General features: G+C 60.4%; 18 protein-coding genes. 12 read left to right on the forward strand and 6 right to left on the reverse strand.

From position 1 onward, the window contains the following. Positions 1-35 precede the first annotated feature (35 nt). The 4 genes from ABWV42_RS18410 to ABWV42_RS18425 all read left to right on the forward strand — a co-directional run bounded on the left by ABWV42_RS18410 (position 36) and on the right by ABWV42_RS18425 (position 4,899). On the forward strand, positions 36-1,244 hold the full coding sequence (locus ABWV42_RS18410; RefSeq protein WP_255109232.1) for a BCCT family transporter: 1,209 nt from the start codon (positions 36-38) through the stop codon (positions 1,242-1,244). Positions 1,245-1,366: 122 nt separating this feature from the next. After that, positions 1,367-2,818, forward strand: a complete 1,452-nt coding sequence (betB, locus tag ABWV42_RS18415) for a betaine-aldehyde dehydrogenase (RefSeq protein ID WP_255109230.1) — start codon at positions 1,367-1,369, stop codon at positions 2,816-2,818. An 87-nt stretch (positions 2,819-2,905) separates the two neighbouring features. Continuing rightward, entirely contained in the window at positions 2,906-4,561 is a 1,656-nt protein-coding gene (gene betA / locus ABWV42_RS18420) for a choline dehydrogenase (RefSeq protein ID WP_353341455.1), read from the forward strand. A 98-nt stretch (positions 4,562-4,659) separates the two neighbouring features. Beyond that, the gene (locus tag ABWV42_RS18425) at positions 4,660-4,899 is read left to right on the forward strand and encodes an HP1242/YdcH family protein (protein WP_255109226.1); all 240 of its coding nucleotides are present in this window, start codon (positions 4,660-4,662) and stop codon (positions 4,897-4,899) included. Here the strand turns inward: ABWV42_RS18425 and ABWV42_RS18430 are convergent. The 3 genes from ABWV42_RS18430 to ABWV42_RS18440 form a co-directional block, all read right to left on the reverse strand. Next, on the reverse strand, positions 4,881-5,726 hold the full coding sequence (locus ABWV42_RS18430; RefSeq protein ID WP_353341456.1) for an alpha/beta hydrolase: 846 nt from the start codon (positions 5,724-5,726) through the stop codon (positions 4,881-4,883). The genes ABWV42_RS18425 and ABWV42_RS18430 overlap by 19 nt on opposite strands. 98 nt (positions 5,727-5,824) lie before the next feature. Beyond that, complete coding sequence (locus tag ABWV42_RS18435) at positions 5,825-7,225, reverse strand: helix-turn-helix domain-containing protein (RefSeq protein ID WP_353341457.1); 1,401 nt, start codon at positions 7,223-7,225, stop codon at positions 5,825-5,827. 76 nt (positions 7,226-7,301) lie between these two features. After that, entirely contained in the window at positions 7,302-8,450 is a 1,149-nt protein-coding gene (locus ABWV42_RS18440; RefSeq protein WP_353341458.1) for an aromatic ring-hydroxylating oxygenase subunit alpha, read from the reverse strand. Positions 8,451-8,536: 86 nt separating this feature from the next. Here ABWV42_RS18440 and ABWV42_RS18445 point away from each other — a divergent pair, with 86 nt between their 5' ends. Continuing rightward, positions 8,537-9,130 carry a TetR/AcrR family transcriptional regulator gene (locus tag ABWV42_RS18445; protein ID WP_353341459.1) on the forward strand — a complete coding sequence of 198 codons (594 nt, stop codon included), beginning with the start codon at positions 8,537-8,539 and terminating at the stop codon, positions 9,128-9,130. Here the strand turns inward: ABWV42_RS18445 and ABWV42_RS18450 are convergent. Together ABWV42_RS18450 and ABWV42_RS18455 are read right to left on the reverse strand one after the other, a co-directional pair. Further along, a complete protein-coding gene (locus tag ABWV42_RS18450; protein WP_255109217.1) occupies positions 9,127-10,341 on the reverse strand; it encodes a multidrug effflux MFS transporter in 1,215 nt (404 codons plus the stop codon). The two genes, ABWV42_RS18445 and ABWV42_RS18450, sit on opposite strands and share 4 nt — an antisense overlap. A gap of 96 nt (positions 10,342-10,437) precedes the next feature. After that, positions 10,438-11,751: a M10 family metallopeptidase gene (locus tag ABWV42_RS18455; protein WP_255109215.1), complete on the reverse strand. Its 1,314-nt coding sequence runs from the start codon at positions 11,749-11,751 to the stop codon at positions 10,438-10,440. Between the two features lie 233 nt (positions 11,752-11,984). Between ABWV42_RS18455 and ABWV42_RS18460 the strand changes: the two genes are divergently transcribed. From ABWV42_RS18460 to ABWV42_RS18490, 7 genes are all read left to right on the forward strand, one after another. Then, on the forward strand, positions 11,985-13,517 hold the full coding sequence (locus ABWV42_RS18460) for an acyl-CoA carboxylase subunit beta (protein ID WP_255109213.1): 1,533 nt from the start codon (positions 11,985-11,987) through the stop codon (positions 13,515-13,517). 463 nt (positions 13,518-13,980) lie between these two features. Beyond that, positions 13,981-14,337: a hypothetical protein gene (locus ABWV42_RS18465; RefSeq protein ID WP_353341460.1), complete on the forward strand. Its 357-nt coding sequence runs from the start codon at positions 13,981-13,983 to the stop codon at positions 14,335-14,337. Further along, positions 14,330-14,767, forward strand: a complete 438-nt coding sequence (locus ABWV42_RS18470) for a DUF6497 family protein (RefSeq protein ID WP_353341461.1) — start codon at positions 14,330-14,332, stop codon at positions 14,765-14,767. The genes ABWV42_RS18465 and ABWV42_RS18470 overlap by 8 nt, the downstream gene beginning before the upstream one ends. A gap of 214 nt (positions 14,768-14,981) precedes the next feature. Then, positions 14,982-15,128, forward strand: coding sequence for a hypothetical protein (locus ABWV42_RS18475; RefSeq protein ID WP_255109206.1), 147 nt, complete (start codon positions 14,982-14,984; stop codon positions 15,126-15,128). Positions 15,129-15,209: 81 nt separating this feature from the next. After that, the gene (locus ABWV42_RS18480) at positions 15,210-15,569 is read left to right on the forward strand and encodes a hypothetical protein (protein WP_353341462.1); all 360 of its coding nucleotides are present in this window, start codon (positions 15,210-15,212) and stop codon (positions 15,567-15,569) included. Positions 15,570-15,909: 340 nt separating this feature from the next. Beyond that, on the forward strand, positions 15,910-16,116 hold the full coding sequence (locus tag ABWV42_RS18485) for a hypothetical protein (protein ID WP_353341463.1): 207 nt from the start codon (positions 15,910-15,912) through the stop codon (positions 16,114-16,116). A gap of 137 nt (positions 16,117-16,253) precedes the next feature. Further along, a complete protein-coding gene (locus tag ABWV42_RS18490) occupies positions 16,254-18,302 on the forward strand; it encodes an ATP-binding protein (RefSeq protein WP_353341464.1) in 2,049 nt (682 codons plus the stop codon). 75 nt (positions 18,303-18,377) lie between these two features. On the opposite strand, the gene ABWV42_RS18495 is transcribed toward ABWV42_RS18490, so the two are convergent. Beyond that, positions 18,378-18,827 (reverse strand): DUF4174 domain-containing protein, encoded by a 450-nt coding sequence (locus ABWV42_RS18495; protein ID WP_353341465.1) that lies wholly within the window; start codon positions 18,825-18,827, stop codon positions 18,378-18,380. Positions 18,828-18,883: the final 56 nt, after the last annotated feature.

Below are 18,883 nucleotides of genomic sequence, written 5' to 3' on the forward strand. Positions count from 1 at the left end.
TGCGGAGGATGCCCCGGAATGAGGGACCAAAAACAATGACTGCACTGATTTCATTCGGGATCCTGCTGGCGCTGGCGCTGGTGGTTTTCTGCGTGATCAAGTGGTGGAACGTTCGCAACATCGGACCGACACCCGTTCACCTTTTCACTTTCATCGCTATTCTGTTCACGTCCGGGCTGGACGTGGGCCTGATCATGTTCCCGCTGGCCTGGGACTTTCCGCTCTACGCGGATACGGCGGCGGAACCGGCTTATGCCTTTACCAACCCGCTGGCGCTTGAGTTCGGCTTCTGGGGCTTCCTGATCTGGGGCTTCTACTTCCTGACCACCTTCTATTTCTGCGTGATCGAACCGCGTGTGAAATTCTTCGAGATCCCGCTGGTCAAATGGATCAACAACATCGTCATCATCGGCACCTGTGCCTTCACCGGCGCCCTGTTCCTGATCTATCTGCCGTATTACGCGACCTTCATGGGTGACGGCGAGACCGTGATCCCGGCATTCTACGTGGTGACCTTCCTGGTGATCCTGTTCGCGGCCTTCTCGTCGACCGACATCAAGTATGTTCGCATCCTGTCGGTTGGCTCGACCGTCATGTTCGCGGCGCTGATCCTGGGCATGTGGGCTTATGCAGGCATGGGTTTGGGCGAGTTCTTTGGCACCGCATCGAACATTGGTGGCTATTTCTCGAATATCCACAAGTTCATCCTGCCGCTGACCGACTATCACGAGTTCTACCTGTTCTGGTGGTTCGCTTGGTCGATCATGATCGGACAGTTCACCTCGCGCTTTGTCGGCGGCCTGAAGACATGGCAGGTTCTGGCGGCACTGCTGGTGTTCCCGTCGATCCCGCTGGGCGTCTGGTTCTCGGTGCTGTACTACTACCACCTGAACGAGATCCCGACGACGCTGATGATCAACGTCGCCATGGTGATCGTGGGCGTGACCTTCGTGATCAACTCGTTTGACTCGCTGATCCGTCTTTACACCGACAACCTCAACCTGACCGCCAAGCGTTTCGGCACCGTGCCTTACGTTCTGGGCAACGCCGTCGTCCTGTTTGGTCTGACCGTGGCCTTCAAGAGCCAATGGCTGCAGATCCAGTGGATTGGTGCGGTGGTGATCGGCATCTATGTGGCCTGCATCGGCTACATCGTGATGACCAAGCGCAAGGAAGTCATGGCGATCAACTCGTCTCCGGAAGAGCGTGAGCTGGACTTCCACAAGATTGAGACCGTGCACTAACTGCGGTCTTTGCCCGGCGCCCCTGTTTCCTCTGGGGGGTGCCGGGCCTTTTTGATTCATTTGGACCTTTATTCGATCAACCCGGGCCAATTCCAAAGGCCCACTCAAGAACCGAGGCGCGCATGGAATTGCAACCCAAAGCCAGTCACTTCATCAACGGCGAATACGTCGAGGATACGAATGGAACCCCGATCCCCGTGATCTATCCGGCCACCGGTGAGGTGGTCGCAACCGTTTATGCGGCGACGCCGGAGATTGTTGAGAAGGCGATTGTCGCGGCGAAAGAGGCGCAAGGGGCCTGGGCCAAGATGAGCGGCACCGAGCGGGGGCGTATCCTGCGCCGGGCGGCGGACATCATCCGCGAACGCAACCACGAGCTTTCGGTTCTGGAGACCTATGACACCGGCAAGCCGCTGCAGGAGACGCTGGTGGCGGATGCGACCTCGGGGGCGGATGCGCTTGAGTATTTCGGTGGCATGGCGGCGACGCTGACCGGCGAGCACATCCCGATGGGTGAGGACTGGGTCTATACCGTGCGCGAACCGCTGGGGGTCTGCGTCGGGATCGGGGCCTGGAACTATCCGACGCAGATTGCCTGCTGGAAGGGCGCGCCTGCGCTGGCCTGTGGTAACGCGATGATTTTCAAACCCTCCGAGACCACCCCGCTTTGTGCACTGAAAGTGGCGGAGATCCTTGTCGAGGCAGGGCTTCCGGCAGGTCTTTACAACGTCGTGCAGGGCATGGGCGAAGTGGGTGGTGCGCTGGTCAACGATCCGCGTGTCGACAAGGTATCGCTGACAGGGTCCGTGCCGACCGGCAAGAAGGTCTATGCGGCAGCAGCGGCCGGCATGAAGCACGTCACCATGGAACTGGGCGGCAAGTCGCCCCTGATCGTTTTCGAGGACGCCGATATCGAGAACGCCGTGGGTGGCGCGATCAACGGCAACTTCTATTCCTCGGGGCAGGTCTGTTCGAACGGCACGCGCGTGTTTGTGCACAAGGACATCAAGGAGGCCTTCCTCAAGCGCCTTGTGGAGCGCATCGGTGATGCCGTTGTCGGTGATCCGCTGGACGAGAAAGTCAGCTTTGGCCCGATGGTGAGCGAGAACCAGATGAACATCGTTCTGGGCTATATGGCCAAGGGCGTTGAAGAGGGCGCGACACTGGTTTGTGGCGGCAAACGTCTGGACATGGATGGCTTTTATCTCGAGCCGACCGTCTTTGCCGATGTGACCGACGACATGACCATTGCCCGCGAAGAGATTTTCGGGCCGGTGATGGCGGTTCTGGATTTCGAGGACGAGGCCGAGGTGATTGCGCGGGCGAATGACACCGAGTTCGGTCTGTCGGCGGGCGTGTTTACCCGCGACATCCAGCGCGCGCACCGCGTGATCGGCGAATTGCAGGCGGGGAGCTGTTTCATCAACTCCTACAACGATGCCCCGGTGGAAGCGCCGTTTGGTGGCGTGAAGGCCTCGGGTGTTGGCCGTGAGAATTCGAAGGAAGCCATCCAGCACTATAGCCAGGTCAAATCGGTTTACGTGCGCATGGGAGATGTGGAAGCGGCGTTCTAAGCGCCCTTTCGGGCAACGCCCACCCACCCACCCCGTTGCCCTAAAGGGCGCTGATCGGCGGTGTGGTGGGCCAGCTGGAGGAAAGAAATGCAAGCAGATTACGTGATTGTCGGGGCCGGTTCGGCGGGCTGTGCAATGGCTTACCGCCTGTCGGAAGCGGGCAAGAAGGTGTTGATCATCGAGCATGGCGGCACGGACGCGGGGCCGCTGATCCAGATGCCCGGGGCCTTGAGCTATCCGATGAACATGTCGATGTATGACTGGGGATACAAATCCCAGCCCGAGCCGCATCTTGGCGGCCGTGAGCTGGTGACGCCGCGCGGCAAGGTGATTGGCGGGTCGTCGTCGATCAACGGAATGGTTTATGTGCGGGGACACGCGGGGGACTACAAGCACTGGGCCGAAAGCGGTGCACAGGGCTGGGACTATGCCGACGTGCTGCCCTATTTCAAGCGCATGGAGACCTGGAACGACCGGGGCCATGGCGGAGACCCGGATTGGCGCGGCAAGGATGGCCCGCTGCATGTGACCCGTGGTCCGCGGGACAACCCGTTGCACGATGCCTTTGTGAAGGCGGGGGAACAGGCGGGATACCCTGTCACCAAGGACTATAACGGCGAGCAGCAAGAGGGCTTTGGCCCGATGGAGATGACCGTCTACAAGGGGCGGCGGTGGTCTGCGGCGAATGCCTATCTGAAGCCCGCACTGAAACGCGACAACTGTGATCTGATCCGTGCCTTTGCCCGCAAGGTCGTGATCGAAGATGGCCGTGCCGTTGGCGTTGAGGTGGAGCGCGGTGGCAAGATCGAGGTGATCCGTGCCAAAGTTGAGGTGATCCTCGCGGCCTCGTCGCTGAATTCGCCCAAACTGCTGATGCTGTCGGGGATTGGCCCGGCCAAGCATCTGGCGGAACACGGTATCGAGGTGGTGGCAGACCGTCCGGGCGTTGGCCAGAACCTTCAGGATCACCTGGAGTTCTATTTCCAGTTTGCCTCGAAACTGCCGATCACCCTGTTCAAATACTGGAACCTCTTCGGCAAGGCCTTTGTCGGGGCACAGTGGCTGTTTACGAAAACCGGTCTGGGCGCATCGAACCAGTTCGAAAGCGCGGCCTTTATCCGGTCGGACAAGGGTGTCGATTATCCGGACATCCAGTACCACTTCCTGCCGATTGCCGTGCGCTACGATGGTCAGGCGGCGGCCGAGGGGCATGGCTTTCAGGCCCACGTCGGGCCGATGCGCTCGCCTTCTCGGGGCGAGGTCACGCTGGCCAGTGCCGATCCCAAGGACGCGCCAAAAATCCTGTTCAACTACATGTCGACCGAGCAGGACTGGATCGATTTCCGCAAGTGCGTGCGCCTGACCCGCGAGATTTTCGCGCAGGACGCCATGAAGCCCTTCGTGAAGCATGAAATCCAGCCCGGAACGGACTTGCAGACCGACGATGAAATCGATGGTTTCCTGCGCGAACACGTCGAGAGCGCCTACCACCCCTGCGGGACCTGCAAGATGGGCGCTTTGGACGATCCGATGGCCGTTGTCGATCCGGAATGCCGTGTGATCGGTGTTGAAGGATTGCGGGTTGCCGACAGTTCGATCTTCCCGCGCATCACCAATGGCAACCTGAACGGGCCGTCGATCATGACGGGCGAGAAGGCCTCGGATCACATCCTTGGTCGCCGTCTTCCCTCGTCGAATGCGCAGGCGTGGTTCAATCCGAACTGGGAGACCTCCCAGCGTTAAAATATTGCCGCCGGCGCCGGTTTTTTGATCCCTGTCAAAGAGCCGCGCGCCGGGGGCGGATAGCGTTTCTGTGAACTTAGAAAAAGGAGCGCAAACATATGTCTCACGTCCCGCACGAACTGGCTGAAGAATTTCCGGAATTCGTCGAGAAAATGAGCAGCCTGAAGGTTTCGGACAAGCATTTCGCGAAACTGTTCAACGACTACCACGAGTTGAATCGCAAGGTGCATTCGGCGGAGACCAACGTGAAGCCTCGTGAAGAGCTGGCTGAGGTTGATCTGCGCAAGCGCCGTGGTGCGCTGAAAGACGAAATCTATGCCTATCTCAAGGCAAACTGATCGATGAAGCGCCAAAGGCGCGGCAGGGTCTCTGATCGCCACAGATCGGTGTGACCCGCGCCTTTGACCGCAACAAAGACTTTCTCTCCAGATGGGGCGGCAGCGTAAATCTGTCGTCCCATTTCTATTGGGATCAGATCATCTGCGGTGCCGTGGAGGACGAGAAGCGGCATGGTCAGGGCGCGGCTGCGGGACAGGCTGGGCCACTGGTTGTCGAGGCGTTCGGCAAGGGCGCGGGTGCCGGGGTAGTGGTGCTCGGAAAGGTCGGCAATGGCGGTGAACGGTGCCTCCAGGATCACGGCGGCGGGCGGGCCGAAGCCCTTGTCGGGGTTGGTGGCCGGGGTGTTCAAGAGGCCGAGCGACACAGCGGTGCCGATGCTTTCGCCATAGAGCACGACCTTGTCCGGGGGCAGGTCGGGGAACTGCGTGAACATCGCGTGATAGGCGGTTTCGGCGTCCCAGAGGAGGGCGGTTTCTGACGGGGTGCCGCTGCTGCCTGATGACCCGCGATAGGCCGGGGCGAAGAGGCCGTAGCCCCGTTTGAGGAGGCGGCGGAAGCGTTCGGTGCGGACCGCGAGGTTGCCTGCGTTGCCGTGGAAATAGAGGATCACGGGCTTTCCTGCGGCGGGTTTGGCAGCCCATGCAACCAGGATCTCGCCATCGTTTTCAAACGTGACTTCCGTGACGGATGCCAGGCCCTTGTCGGCTGGTGTCACCCGCGTGGGATCGAGAGGGTAGATCATCCAGCGTTCGGCGAGGTTGCCGAGGGCGACCGTGGCGATGCCGAGGGCCGCAAGGATCAGGGCGAGGCGAATGACAATACGCAAGGTCTTTTGCTCTTTCTGCACTTTGGGCGCTGGAGGTTTTTGCGCGGAGAAGCGCCTTCGAAGGCGCTTCAAGCCGTTTCGAAACGGCTTGCGCGGTGCTAGCCGACCTCATAGGGCAGAACGCCGCGTTGGTTTTCGTCGATGGTGAGGCGGCGTTCCAGCGGCGGCACCGACCGCTGGTGGCAGTGGGTGCGCTCGCAGATCCGGCAGGAGATGCCGATCGGCTCAAAGGCTTCGGCGGTGGAGAGGTCCATGTGGTCGGCGTAGACCAGCGCATCGACGTGGCGGATCTCGCAGCCGAGCGCGATGGCGTAACGGCGCACGGGCGCCCCGTAGTGGCCGCCGGTTTTTGAAACGTCACGGGCAAGCGAGAAGTAGCGCACGCCATCGGGGGTTTCGGCCAGTTGGCGCAGGAAACGGCCCGGGGTTTCAAAGGCGCGGTGGACGTTCCAGAGCGGGCAGGCGCCGCCGAAACGGGCAAATTGCAGGCGGGTGGCCGAGTGGCGCTTAGTGATGGTGCCGGCCTGATCTACGCGCACGAAAAAGAAGGGGATGCCCTTGGCGCCGGGGCGTTGCAGGGTCGACAGGCGGTGAGCGACCTGTTCGATGGAGGCCCCAAACCGGTTGGCGAGGACTTCGAGATCGTGCCGCGTGTCGCGGGCGGCTTCGAGAAACCGGCCATAGGGCATCATCGCGGCCCCGGCGAAATAGTTGGCAAGGCCGATCTTGGCGATGGAACGCGCCGCTTCGGTCTGGAAACGGGCGAGATCGAGGGTGGCTTCCAGCAACTTATCCGATTGCAGCAGCGCGATCTGCATCAGCATCTGGAAGGTCTGGGTTTCCGGAGTGCTGCGTTCCGAGATGAAGAGGGTGCGGGCGGCTTCGTCATAGTGGCGCAGGCGGTCTTCGTCGGCGTACTCGAGCGATATGCCCTTGTCGTTCAGCGCCCGCAGGGCGGCGTTGCGAATGCCGCCTTCGCCGATGGCGCGGTTTGCAAAGTTTTCGGCGGCGTGATCGACCGCGTCGATGTAGTTGTCGCAATAGTGGAAGAAGTCGCGCACTTCGTCCCAGGGAGAGGGTTGCATCTGCACGTCTTCCCGGCCCAGGGCTTCGTCGAGTGAGGCAAGGCGTTCGTGGGTTTGTCGGTAGGCGCGATGCAGTTCGAGGAAGGCACGCGCAAAGGCGGGGGCGTTTGATGCGGTCAGGCGCAGGTCTGCCAGAGGGGCCGTGGTGTCGGCGAGGATCGGGTCGGCCATGGCTTCGCGCATGTCACTGACAAGGCGTTCGGAATCGCCGGTGCTGAGTTCGGTGACGTCAAAGCCGAACTCCTGTGCCAGCGCGAGGACAACCGTGGTCGAGACCGGGCGGTTGTTGTTTTCCATCTGGTTCAGGTAGGGCAGGGAGACGCCGAGCTTTTGGGCGAATTCCTTTTGCGTCAGCGTCAGTCGGGTGCGGATTTCGCGCAGCTTGGCGCCGGCATAGAGTTTCTGGGTGGCCATCTGGGTCTCGCGAGAGTTTGCGTTCCTGCAAATATAACTTTGCAAACTCTCGCCGTCAGCCCTGTTTTGATGCGCCTTATGCCGCGCCCGGCGTCAGGTGGCGTTCGATTTCCCTGTTGAAGGCATCCAGCGCGCCTTCGTAGCGGCCGAAAGTGAGGCTCTCGTTGGCACCGCTCAGGAGGCCGGATTGCACCTCTTCGTTGACTTCGAAATCTTCGTTCAGCGTGACCGACGTGATGGCGTGATTGCGCTTCCAATGCTCTTCTTTGTCGGGCGTAATCTCGGATTTCGGTGCAAGCGTGGTGAGGCGCAGGCGGGTGAGATCGGGGGCCAGCGGGATCAGTTCGATCCATCCGATATGGTCCTGCATCACGAGAAACTGCGAGGTGGGAAAGACCGTGTACAGCACGTTGGCCTCGGTCCGGATATCCCACTCAGCGGGGTCGGTGCCGTTCAACTCGGGCAGGGAGCTGCGCGGCAGGACCGAGCGCATGTGCGATCCCAGGGTCTCGTAGGAGGACAGATTGTCGAGGAAATGCGGGCCGATGGTGTCGCGGTGGGTGACCTTGAAGTGATAGGCTTCGATGCCGCCCTCGGCGAGCAGTTTCCAGTTGGCCTTGCGTTCAATCGTATCGGTGGCCGCGATGGCGAGGGTTTCCATTTCCGCCCATGCAAACTCGCCCGCCAGCGGGGTGAGGAAGCTGTCGAAATCAGGCTGTGCATCGGGGTTTGCGATGACCCAGACAAGGCCATAGCGTTCCATGGCCGGCAGCCGCTTGAGGGCATGGGCGTCGCGGTCTAGGCCGGGAAAGCCCTCTTTCTGGTGCGGGACGCCGCGCAGCGTGCCGTTATTGCCCCATGTCCAGGCGTGGTAGGGGCAGCTGAAGGCGTTCTTGCATCCTGATCCTTCGCGCACTAGGCGCGCGCCACGGTGGCGGCAGACGTTGATGAAGGCATGCACTGTGTTGTCGCGGTCGCGGGTGAGCAGAACCGGCAGGCCAGAGAGTTCGCGGGTCATGAAGCTGCCGGGCTCGGGCAGTTCGCTGGCGTGGCAGGCGATGATCGGCACGCCCCGGAAGATGTCGCGCATTTCGGCATCGAAACGGTCTTGCGAGGCGTAGCGGGTGATCGGTGACTTTGCGACCTCGTCATCGAGAAAGAACAGTCCGTTGTCCTTGAGACCCTGCAACTCCTCAAGCAGGGCAATCTGTTTGGCGCGTTCCATGATCGGGCTCCCTTGGTTCACTTACCGATTGGTAAGTTGATACTTTACGACTGGTAAGTGAGTCAATCGCGGGATAATGTGACGTTATGGCAAAAGACGAAAACCCCCGGCAGAAATTCATCGACATGGCCTATAAGCTCTTTTCACAGCGGGGTTTTTACGGTGTGTCCCTGAATGACGTTGCAAAAGAGATAGGCGTCAGCAAACAGGCGATCATCTATCATTTTCGCACCAAGGAGGCGCTCTACGCGGCGGTCCTGGGCAAGATGGCGGGGCATTTCGATGAGGTTGTCGGGCGCGTCAGGGCGCAGGAAGGCACTGGTGTTGCGCGGCTTGAGGCGGTGCTTGGGGCATTGCATCGGCACATGCAGGACTGTCCCGAGGATGCCCGATTGATCATGCGCGAGTTGCTGGACAATCCGGATCGCGCCAAGACCAGCCAGAAGTGGTTTCTGCGCGGGTTCCTTGATGACATGGTCGAAGTGATGCGCGAGACGCCGCTTTATGCGGGGCAGTCGGACGACGCGGTGGCGTCAGCGGCCTATCAGGCGATCGGGGCGATCAACTATTTCGCGATTTCAGATGCGACGCTGGTTGGCGTTTGGGGGGAGGGGCGCCTTGCGGGGATGAAAGACAGCTTTCTGGCCGCGCTTGTTGCGCGCGAAGGCCGTGACTCCTAGAGGCCGAGACGGCGTTCGCGCCATACGACATAGGTTATCGCACCTATGGCCGCAGCGGACGTTGCAAGCATGATCCAGAGCAGAGGGTAGGCCCCGCTGCCAGGTGTCAGGAGGGCGCCGGCCAGGGCCGACAGGGCCGCGCCACCCCCAAGCATGATGGACCCACTGAGGCCCGAGGCCGTCCCGGCAAGGTGGGGGCGCACGGAGAGAGCGCCTGCGGTGGCGTTGGGAATGCTCATGCCGTTGCCGATGCCCACAAGGGTCATGAAGCCAAAGAAGCTCTCGGCGGTTCCAAAGCCCATCTGGAAAACAACCATCGACATGGCGACGCCGGCGGCGTTGATATAGCAGCCCCAGGCCACCATGCGGTTGACACCAAGGCGCACCGAAAAGCGCCCCGAAGCCCAGTTGCCAAGGAAATAGCCCACGGCGGGGGCGCCGAAGTAGATGCCCATCATCGCCGGGGACAGGCCAAACAGCTCTGTTGCCACGAAGGGGGCACCGCCGAGATAGGCAAAGAACGCGCCGGAGGACAGGCCCGAGGCGAGGGAATAGCCCCAGAAGCGGGGGCTGGTCAGCAGTTCGGGGAATTCGCGGAACTGCTGGGTCAGGGAGAGGCCGCTTTTGCGGCTGGTCTCGCCAAGGTCGAACCAGGTGAGGATCAGGATGGCGAGGCCAAGGATGAACAGCATCCAGAAACTAGCGCGCCAGTCGAAGGTCGAATCGAGAAAGCCGCCGATCATCGGCCCGATCATCGGGACAATCGACATGCCCATCGTGACATAACCGATCAGGGCAGCGGCCTGTGCGGCTGGTGCGATATCGCGCACCACGGCGCGGCTTAGAACCATGGCGGCAACCACGACGGCCTGCGCCATTCGGAAGGCAAGGAAGACCTGTGCATTGGGGGCATAGATACAGCCCAGCGTGGCCAGCAGGAAAAGCCCGACGCCCCAGAGAATGACGGGGCGGCGGCCCATCTTGTCAGAGATCGGGCCGACGATGATCTGGAGGACGGCGTTGACCGCGAGGTAGACCGCCACCGAAAGCTGCATCAGGCTGTAATCGGCATCGAAATAGACGGCCATGCCCGGAAGCGATGGCAGGAACACGTTCATGCAGAGGGCAGAAATCCCGGCGAGCAGGATAAGCGTGCCAATATGTGGTGGGGTGGTGCGGTCTAAAAAGCGCACCTCGGGACGGTCCGTCATGCAGACAGAGGTAGGGGGAAAGGCTTAACAGATCAACCTTTGAGCGTGATAACGTCGCGGCGTCTTGCCGGGGCGTTGCGCCCCGGCGTTTTCAGATCAGACCACAATCAGATCGTCGGTGATGTCGGCAATCGTCATGTTCTTGATGTTGATGATGTCGCCACCGCCGAAATCAAAGATGACATTGCCGTTCTGTTCCTTGGCAAGGCCAAGAATTGCGGCCTTGGTGCCGTGGCCTGAAATCTGGAGGGTATCGATGTCGTCGGCAAAATCGTGGATCACGTCCTTATGGTAACCGGCCTTGTAGATGAAGGTGTCGGCGCCGCCGTTGCCATAAAGCTGGTCGGTGCCTTTTTCGCCCCTGATCTTGTCGGCACCTTGGCCGCCCTTGATGGTGTCGTTGCCCTTGTTGCCAAAGAGGTTGTCGGCCCCCTTGCCGCCCAGCAGGTTGTCCTTGCCGAGGCCGCCAAACATGCGGTCGTTGCCCTTGTTGCCGTTCAGAACATCGTTGCCGCCATTGCCGAGGATGGTGTCATAGCCGCCATTGCCGGTCAGCACGTTGCGGACATCGTTGCCGGTGATCTTGTCCCCCTTGCTGCCGCCCTTGGCGTTTTCGATCGTGACGCCATAGCCGATGACGACGTCGTCATAGGTTCCAAACTGTGAGAATTCACCTTCACGCAGGTCGAGGATCACCTTGGTTGTCTTGGCAGAGGCATTGAGTTCATCCGTTCCGCCGGTGTCCCAGATCAGATCAACCGTCGAATTGCGCGGGGCCGTATAAGACGTATTGCCGGTGTTGTAGCTGGCAGCGCCCCACATGTCCTGGAGGGCGAACACGTCGAACAGCATCATCGCGTCGCTGTCGACGCCGTTGTCGGGGTTCGCGGTATAGGACATCAGAGAATATTTGTTGCTGTCGTATCCGGAAGGCACGGTTGGGCTGCTGAACGGGTGTTTGAGGCCCATTGCATGGCCGAGCTCGTGCAGCAGGAGGGACATTTCGCCTTCGAGTGCCAGGCCGTTGTCGTACACAACATATGAGTCGTAGCGCGAAATGGTGTTGCCGATCGAGGAGGCGGAGTATCCGCCGGTGCCCGCGGTAGAGCCCGGAAGGAACACGTTGCCGATGTTCATGTCGGGGTCGGAGTCACCGGTCACTTCGACAAAGCTGACGTTCAGGAAGGTTTCGATGTGGTCCATCGCGTCGCGGATCGCCGCTTTCTCGGCCGCGGTGAATGCGGTCCAGCCGGTGTAGGTCGAGCTCGTTGGCAGGTCGGCGGGGGCGGAGGTGCCCGCGTATTGATAGGTGATCGTCAGGGCGGGGGCCCCGGTGGTGTTCATCGGGTCTTTGCCATTCAGGAATGAAAATTGCATTCCATCCAGAATTTCCGTTTCGGTGACAGTCATCTAGGCGTCCTTCCTCGGATGTTGTGTTTGTGGCATTATACCATAGGCTGATTGCTTCGTGCGCCCGAGATTTCGTGTCGGAGAAAAATTGCCAATCTCTTACTGCTTCGGAAAAGTTAGCCGATTTGCAATTCGCAATCACATGATTTTCTTTGATTTGCAAATTTGCGGGTTTTTGCTTTGAGCGAGTCACCCTTTTGCTTAGTGTCGGTCCAAATTTAAGGGGACCACACATGAAAGATATCCTCCAGGAACTGGAAGACCGCCGTGCCGTTGCCCGTCTGGGTGGCGGTCAACGCCGCATTGACAGCCAGCACGCCCGTGGCAAGCTGACCGCGCGTGAACGTATCGAACTGCTGCTCGACGAAGACAGCTTTGAAGAGTTCGACATGTTCAAGGCGCACCGCTGCACCGACTTTGGCATGGAAAAGGACAAACCCGCAGGTGACGGTGTTGTCACTGGCTGGGGCACCATCAATGGCCGCATGGTCTATGTGTTCAGCCAGGACTTTACTGTTTTCGGTGGTTCGCTGTCCGAGACCCACGCCGAGAAAATCTGCAAGATCATGGACATGGCCGTTCAGAACGGCGCGCCCGTGATTGGCATCAACGACTCGGGCGGTGCACGTATTCAGGAAGGCGTGGCTTCGCTTGCCGGTTATGCGGAAGTGTTCCAGCGCAACATCATGGCCTCGGGCGTTGTTCCGCAGATCTCGGTGATCATGGGCCCTTGTGCCGGTGGTGCCGTGTATTCGCCCGCGATGACCGACTTCATCTTCATGGTGAAGGACACCTCCTACATGTTCGTCACCGGCCCCGACGTGGTGAAGACCGTGACCAACGAAGTTGTCACCGCCGAAGAACTGGGTGGGGCATCGACCCACACCAAGAAATCGAGCGTCGCCGACGGGGCGTTTGAAAATGACGTTGAAGCGCTGGCCGAAGTGCGCCGCCTGGTGGACTTCCTGCCGCTCAACAACCGCGAAAAGCCGCCGGTGCGCCCGTTCTTTGACGAGCCGGGCCGCATCGAGGAAAGCCTCGACACCCTCGTGCCGGAAAACCCGAACACGCCGTACGACATGAAGGAACTGATCCTGAAGATCGCGGATGAGGGTGACTTCTACGAGATCCAGGAAGACTACGCCAAGAACATCATCACCGGTTTCGTCCGTCTGGAAGGGCAGACCGTGGGTATTGTTGCCAACCAGCCGATGGTTCTGGCGGGCTGTCTCGACATCGACTCGAGCCGCAAGGCCGCGCGTTTCGTGCGCTTCTGCGACTGTTTTGAAATCCCGATCCTGACGCTGGTTGACGTTCCGGGCTTCCTGCCGGGCACCTCGCAGGAATACGGCGGTGTCATCAAGCACGGTGCCAAGCTGCTGTTTGCCTATGGTGAAGCCACCGTTCCGAAAGTGACCGTGATTACCCGTAAGGCCTATGGTGGTGCCTATGACGTTATGGCGTCCAAGCACCTGCGCGGTGATTTCAACTATGCCTGGCCGACTGCAGAGATCGCGGTGATGGGGGCCAAGGGGGCAACCGAGATCATTCACCGTGCCGACCTTGGCGACGCCGAGAAGATCGCGGCGCACACCCAGGACTATGAAGACCGTTTCGCCAACCCCTTCGTGGCGGCAGAACGTGGCTTCATCGACGAGGTGATCATGCCGCAATCGACCCGCCGTCGCGTGTCGCGTGCCTTCGCCAGCTTGCGTAACAAGAAGCTGGAGAACCCCTGGAAAAAGCACGACAACATTCCGTTGTAAGTTGAGGTCGCCCGTTGCTTAGAGCACTCTTGATAGGCCTTCTTGTTTTGAGCGGACCAGCGTTCGCTCAAAACAAGCTTGATTGCCGAGGTAAACCGAAGTTCAGCCTTGATGACGGCGCTTCGGGGTGTGTCTTGGCAATTACGAATGCCTCAGTGGTGAGGTCTGTCGGCACAAGCAGGAGCGAGCAGCCAAGCGCTACCATTGTTGTATTGATGTCCGGTCCGCATTCCGTGATGCATCGCGTTTTGAAGCCGAGGCTTCGCCAGATCTGCGCCAAATACAAAGAGGCCGCGCACAAGGTAATGGAAGGCGAGAAGTATTCCGCCGTCTCTGTCGTCATGCATTGGGAGCAGCGCGAGGTTTCGCCCGGAGCATCTCTTTATTCAAGCTATCCAAGTCAGGGCGGAGCAATGAACAAGTCCTGTCGAATGGTCACCGTGTTCCGGAAGAGGGACTACTGGTGACCCGCCGCCGCTGGCATATCCTGGAAGAGGCCGACTGTCTGACCATGGCACGTCGTCTGCCGGTGCGTTTCGACGTTTCGGCCGAGACGGTGTTGCCGGCCGGATCGCCTGTGCGCTTGGCGCGGCAGGTGCGGCAGGACATGTGGCGGCGTCTGCAGGGGATGCGGGGCTTTTCGCCGGTGGTGAGGGTCGAGACCGAAGGGGCGCAGTGCCGTGTGACGGCAGGTGGATCGGTTGACGGGGCGTTCCCGCGTGCCGGTACCGAGGCGGCGATTGCCGAGGTGCTGGCCGATCCGCAAAACCGTGCGCGCTGGAGCGCATGGGCGGGCAAGGGGGCGCAGGCTGATGGCTGAGATGACCCTGATCCGCAAATGGGCCCTTGGGGCCGCAACAGTTTTCGCCGCGATAGGAGGAGCCCAGCAGGGCGCGGCCACGGCCGGGGATTTGGAGGAGTTCCCGGCTGTGCCTTCCGGTTTCGAAGTCTACCTGCAAGAGATGCTTTTCGAGCTGCGTCAGGACCAGTCGCGTGTTGCGCGGTTCCGGTACGTGATGCCGATCATCGGGCAGGAGGGCGTGACCTTTTTCCATGTGGAGCAGGATTTCCCGGTGCTCTGCGAATCTCATGCCGTGCCGAGCATCGAGAAATCCGATGAAATTGTGGACCAGGTGATCATCTCCCTGGCCGACCGCGAGCTTGAATTCGGGGTATCATCCAGCGTCGCAACCCAGTATTTCGAGGCTTTCCGTCTCGAAAACGGTTCCTGTATCTGGGAGGGTTTCTGATGATACCACAACATCTTGCGGCATCCCGCATCACGCGACGCCATTGTGCGTCTTTCCGGCCACAACACATTAGCCTTGGCGGCTATCTATGTATTTTTGCGTCGGAATCCGCTATTCTTCCGTTCGGTTACACCCAAGTGACCTCGTACCAAAAAGTGGGGCAGGCAGGGCCGCATGGCCTTGTTGCAAACGAACAAAAGAACTGGAGAAGAACATGTCGAACAGCATCAAAGCGCTGGTGGCACTCGGTCTCGTCGCGCTTGTCGCGGCCTGCGTGGACACCGCACCGGTCGAAGAATACGTCGTCGTCGATCCCGAGCCCATCTCGGAAGAGCCGACCTACACCGGCAAATACAAGTAATTCCGCCCATTCGGGCTGGCGGGCTTCACGGCCCGCCGCTTTTCCCACGTCTCCGGCACCGATTGCACAGGAGGGCGTGGCATGCTGAAGCATCGTGGCTTCCCTGGCCGTCTCACCGGCACCGACTTCCAATTCGTTATCCGTCGCGCCAACCCCAAAGGCGTCACGCCGATCACCCGGCGCGAGCGTTTCCGCGACCGCAAGCCTGCCGACCGCCGCGCCGACGCGGCCTTCATGCAGGCGCTGTGGGCCTATTTCGGCGATCAGCCGTTCGAGCGTGGTAATCTGGATGCGGGGCGCCTGAGCTGGCTGTTCGGCCGCGAAGTGGTGGCCGCAGAAGATCCGTTTGATCCCGAAAGCTATGAAGCCCTGCTGGTCATCAACGAAGACGTGGCCCGCGCCTCGTTTCCCGATGCCTTCGAAGAGGAGGATTGGGCATGATTTCGCCGATCGCCCTCGGATTTGCGCAAGAAGCGGCCAAACTCCCCGTTATCGCAAACGTGGTGGTTGCAAGAGCGCGATCGGCTTCCAATATTCGTTGCATGGCGGTCAGGCAGACCAGGGCCCCCGCCTGTAACTGTGTATTCCGTTACCCTTCCCCTCGCGGGTGGTCCAATTGCGTCCCTCTTGGATCACCCGCCTTTTCCCCTTTGCGTTATGCATCTGAACCGCATCGGCAGAGCCATGCCGATCTGGCAGGCACGATGTCGCAAGGCCTTTCCAACGCACGGTTTGCAGCCCATGAAGGGGCTAACGCAAACCCATCGAAAAGGGGAAAGACATGGGCAAACTCACACTCGCAGCATTTGCCGGGCTCGCAGCGGTATCGCTCGCGGCCTGCGGTGACACAGCGGCCGAGCAGGCCGTCATCGGCGCCGGTGCCGGCGCGGCGACAGCCGTTGTTCTGGACGGAGACCTTGCAACCGGTGCCATCATCGGCGCGGGCGCAAATGTGCTCTACTGCCAGCAGAACCCGTCAAAATGCTAATTCGCTGAATTCGTCGGCTGCTTTCGCGCAGCCCGACAATGAGACCAGAACCACCGGTGGCCTTGCCGCCCCGGTGGTTTTTTTGTTGCCACAGCCCGGCGGCCGTCCGGCGGGCCAAGAACCAGAAGGGACATGAAATGTTCGACAAGATTCTGATTGCAAACCGGGGCGAGATCGCCTGCCGTGTGATCAAGACCGCCCGCAAGATGGGCATCAAGACGGTCGCCATCTACTCGGATGCCGACAAGCAGGCCCTGCACGTCCAGATGGCGGATGAAGCGGTTCATATCGGCCCGCCGCCGGCCAACCAGTCGTATATCGTCATCGACAAGGTGATGGACGCCATCCGCCAGACCGGCGCACAGGCGGTTCACCCGGGCTATGGTTTCCTGTCGGAGAACTCGAAGTTTGCCGAGGCGCTTGAAGCCGAAGGCGTCGCCTTCGTAGGCCCCCCGAAAGGCGCTATCGAAGCGATGGGTGACAAGATCACCTCGAAGAAGATCGCCCAGGATGCCAACGTGTCGACCGTTCCCGGTTACATGGGCCTGATCGAAGACGCCGACGAGGCCGTGAAAATCTCGAACGAGATCGGCTATCCGGTGATGATCAAGGCCTCTGCCGGTGGTGGCGGTAAGGGTATGCGGATTGCATGGAACGACCAGGAAGCCCGCGAAGGTTTCCAATCGTCCAAGAACGAAGCCGCAAACTCGTTCGGTGACGACCGTATCTTCATCGAAAAGTTCGTTACCCAACCGCGCCACATCGAAATCCAGGTTCTCTGCGATGCACACGGCAACGGCATCTACCTGAACGAGCGCGAATGCTCGATCCAGCGTCGGAACCAGAAAGTTGTCGAAGAAGCGCCGTCGCCGTTCCTTGACGAAGCCACCCGCAAAGCCATGGGCGAACAGTCGGTCGCGCTGGCCAAGGCCGTGGGCTATACCTCGGCCGGTACCGTGGAATTCATCGTCGACGGTGACAAGAACTTCTACTTCCTCGAAATGAACACCCGCCTGCAGGTGGAACACCCCGTGACCGAACTGATCACCGGTGTGGACCTTGTCGAGCAGATGATCCGTGTCGCCAACGGTGAGCCGCTTTCGATCACGCAAGAAGATGTGGGCATCAACGGTTGGGCTATCGAGAACCGTGTTTACGCGGAAGATCCTTATCGCAACTTCCTGCCGTCGATTGGCCGCCTAACCCGCTACCGCCCGCCGGCGGAAATCGCGGCTGGCCCGATGCTGGAGAACGACAAGTGGGCCGATGACGCCACCAAGGGTGACGGATTTGCCGTACGCAACGATACCGGCGTCTATGAGGGCGGCGAAATCTCGATGTACTACGACCCGATGATCGCCAAGCTGTGTACCTGGGCCCCGACCCGTGACGAGGCCATCGAGGCGATGCGCAACGCGCTGGACGGTTTCGAGCTGGAAGGCATCGGTCACAACCTGCCTTTCGTCAGCGCCGTGATGGATCATCCCAAGTTCATCTCGGGTGACATGACCACCGCCTTCATCGAGGAAGAGTATCCCGAAGGTTTCGAAGGTGTTGAGCTGCCGGAAGAGACCCTGCGCAAGGTGGCTGCAGCTGCCGCTGCGATGCACCGCGTGGCCGAAATCCGTCGCACCCGCGTGTCGGGCCGCATGGACAACCACGAGCGCCGCGTTGGCACCGAGTGGGTTGTGACGCTGCAAGGTTCGGACTTTGCCGTTCATATCGACGCGGATCATGATGGTTCGACCGTGACCTTCGACGACGGTTCGTCGATGCGCGTGGCCTCGGACTGGACGCCGGGTGACCAACTTGCCGAGCTGACGCTGAACGGCGAGACGCTGGTTCTGAAAGTCGGCAAGATCTCGGGCGGTTTCCGCATCCGCAGCCGTGGTGCGGACCTCAAGGTGCACGTGCGCACCCCGCGTCAGGCCGAACTGGCCAAGCTGATGCCGGAGAAACTGCCGCCGGATACATCGAAGATGCTGCTCTGCCCGATGCCGGGTCTGATCGTTAAGGTCGACGTGGAAGTGGGCGACGAAGTTCAGGAGGGGCAGGCGCTCTGCACCGTCGAGGCGATGAAGATGGAAAACATCCTGCGCGCCGAGAAGAAGGGTGTTGTCTCGAAGATCAACGCCGCAGCGGGCGACAGCCTTGCCGTGGACGACGTGATCCTGGAGTTCGAATAAGACGATGTTGATGCGCGCCGATATCATGGGTTTGCGGGAGGGCCATGTGCCCGCCCGTGCCCCGGCGCGCTCGTATCATTGTTCGGGAGCGGTGCGCCGGTCCCGGATTTCCTGCTGGCGCAGTGGGAGTTTGTCGATGGAACGCGAGATTTCGCGGACGTTCCAGGGCAGCGGTTTGCGCAGGTACACTGTGCCGTCCTTGGCCATCAGCACCATCATGAATCCGCGCGGTCGCAGTTTCTTGCGCAGGGCGGATTTGGCTGCGGGGGCTGCATCTGTCAGAACCACCACGTCGCGTTCACGCAGCTCTTCGGGTAATGCTTCGAGAAGGGCGATCTGTTGCGCGAACCGCGGGTCGGCGGTGCTGTCGGCAAACACGACGATGACGCGTTTTTGCCAGAGATACATGTCGGTCGGCACAGTGGTGCCGTCGACAAACAACGGGTCCGGTGCGGTTTCAGCGGTTTCCGCTGCAAAGGCCGGAAGCCCGAGAAATGCAATCAAAACAAATGCCAAGCGGCGCATGAGAGGTCTCCTGTCATGTTCAATATAGGCCGCGTTCAGGCATTTCATAGTGGAAA

This window comes from Pelagimonas sp. KU-00592-HH, from assembly GCF_040369695.1.
GTDB lineage: Bacteria > Pseudomonadota > Alphaproteobacteria > Rhodobacterales > Rhodobacteraceae > Shimia.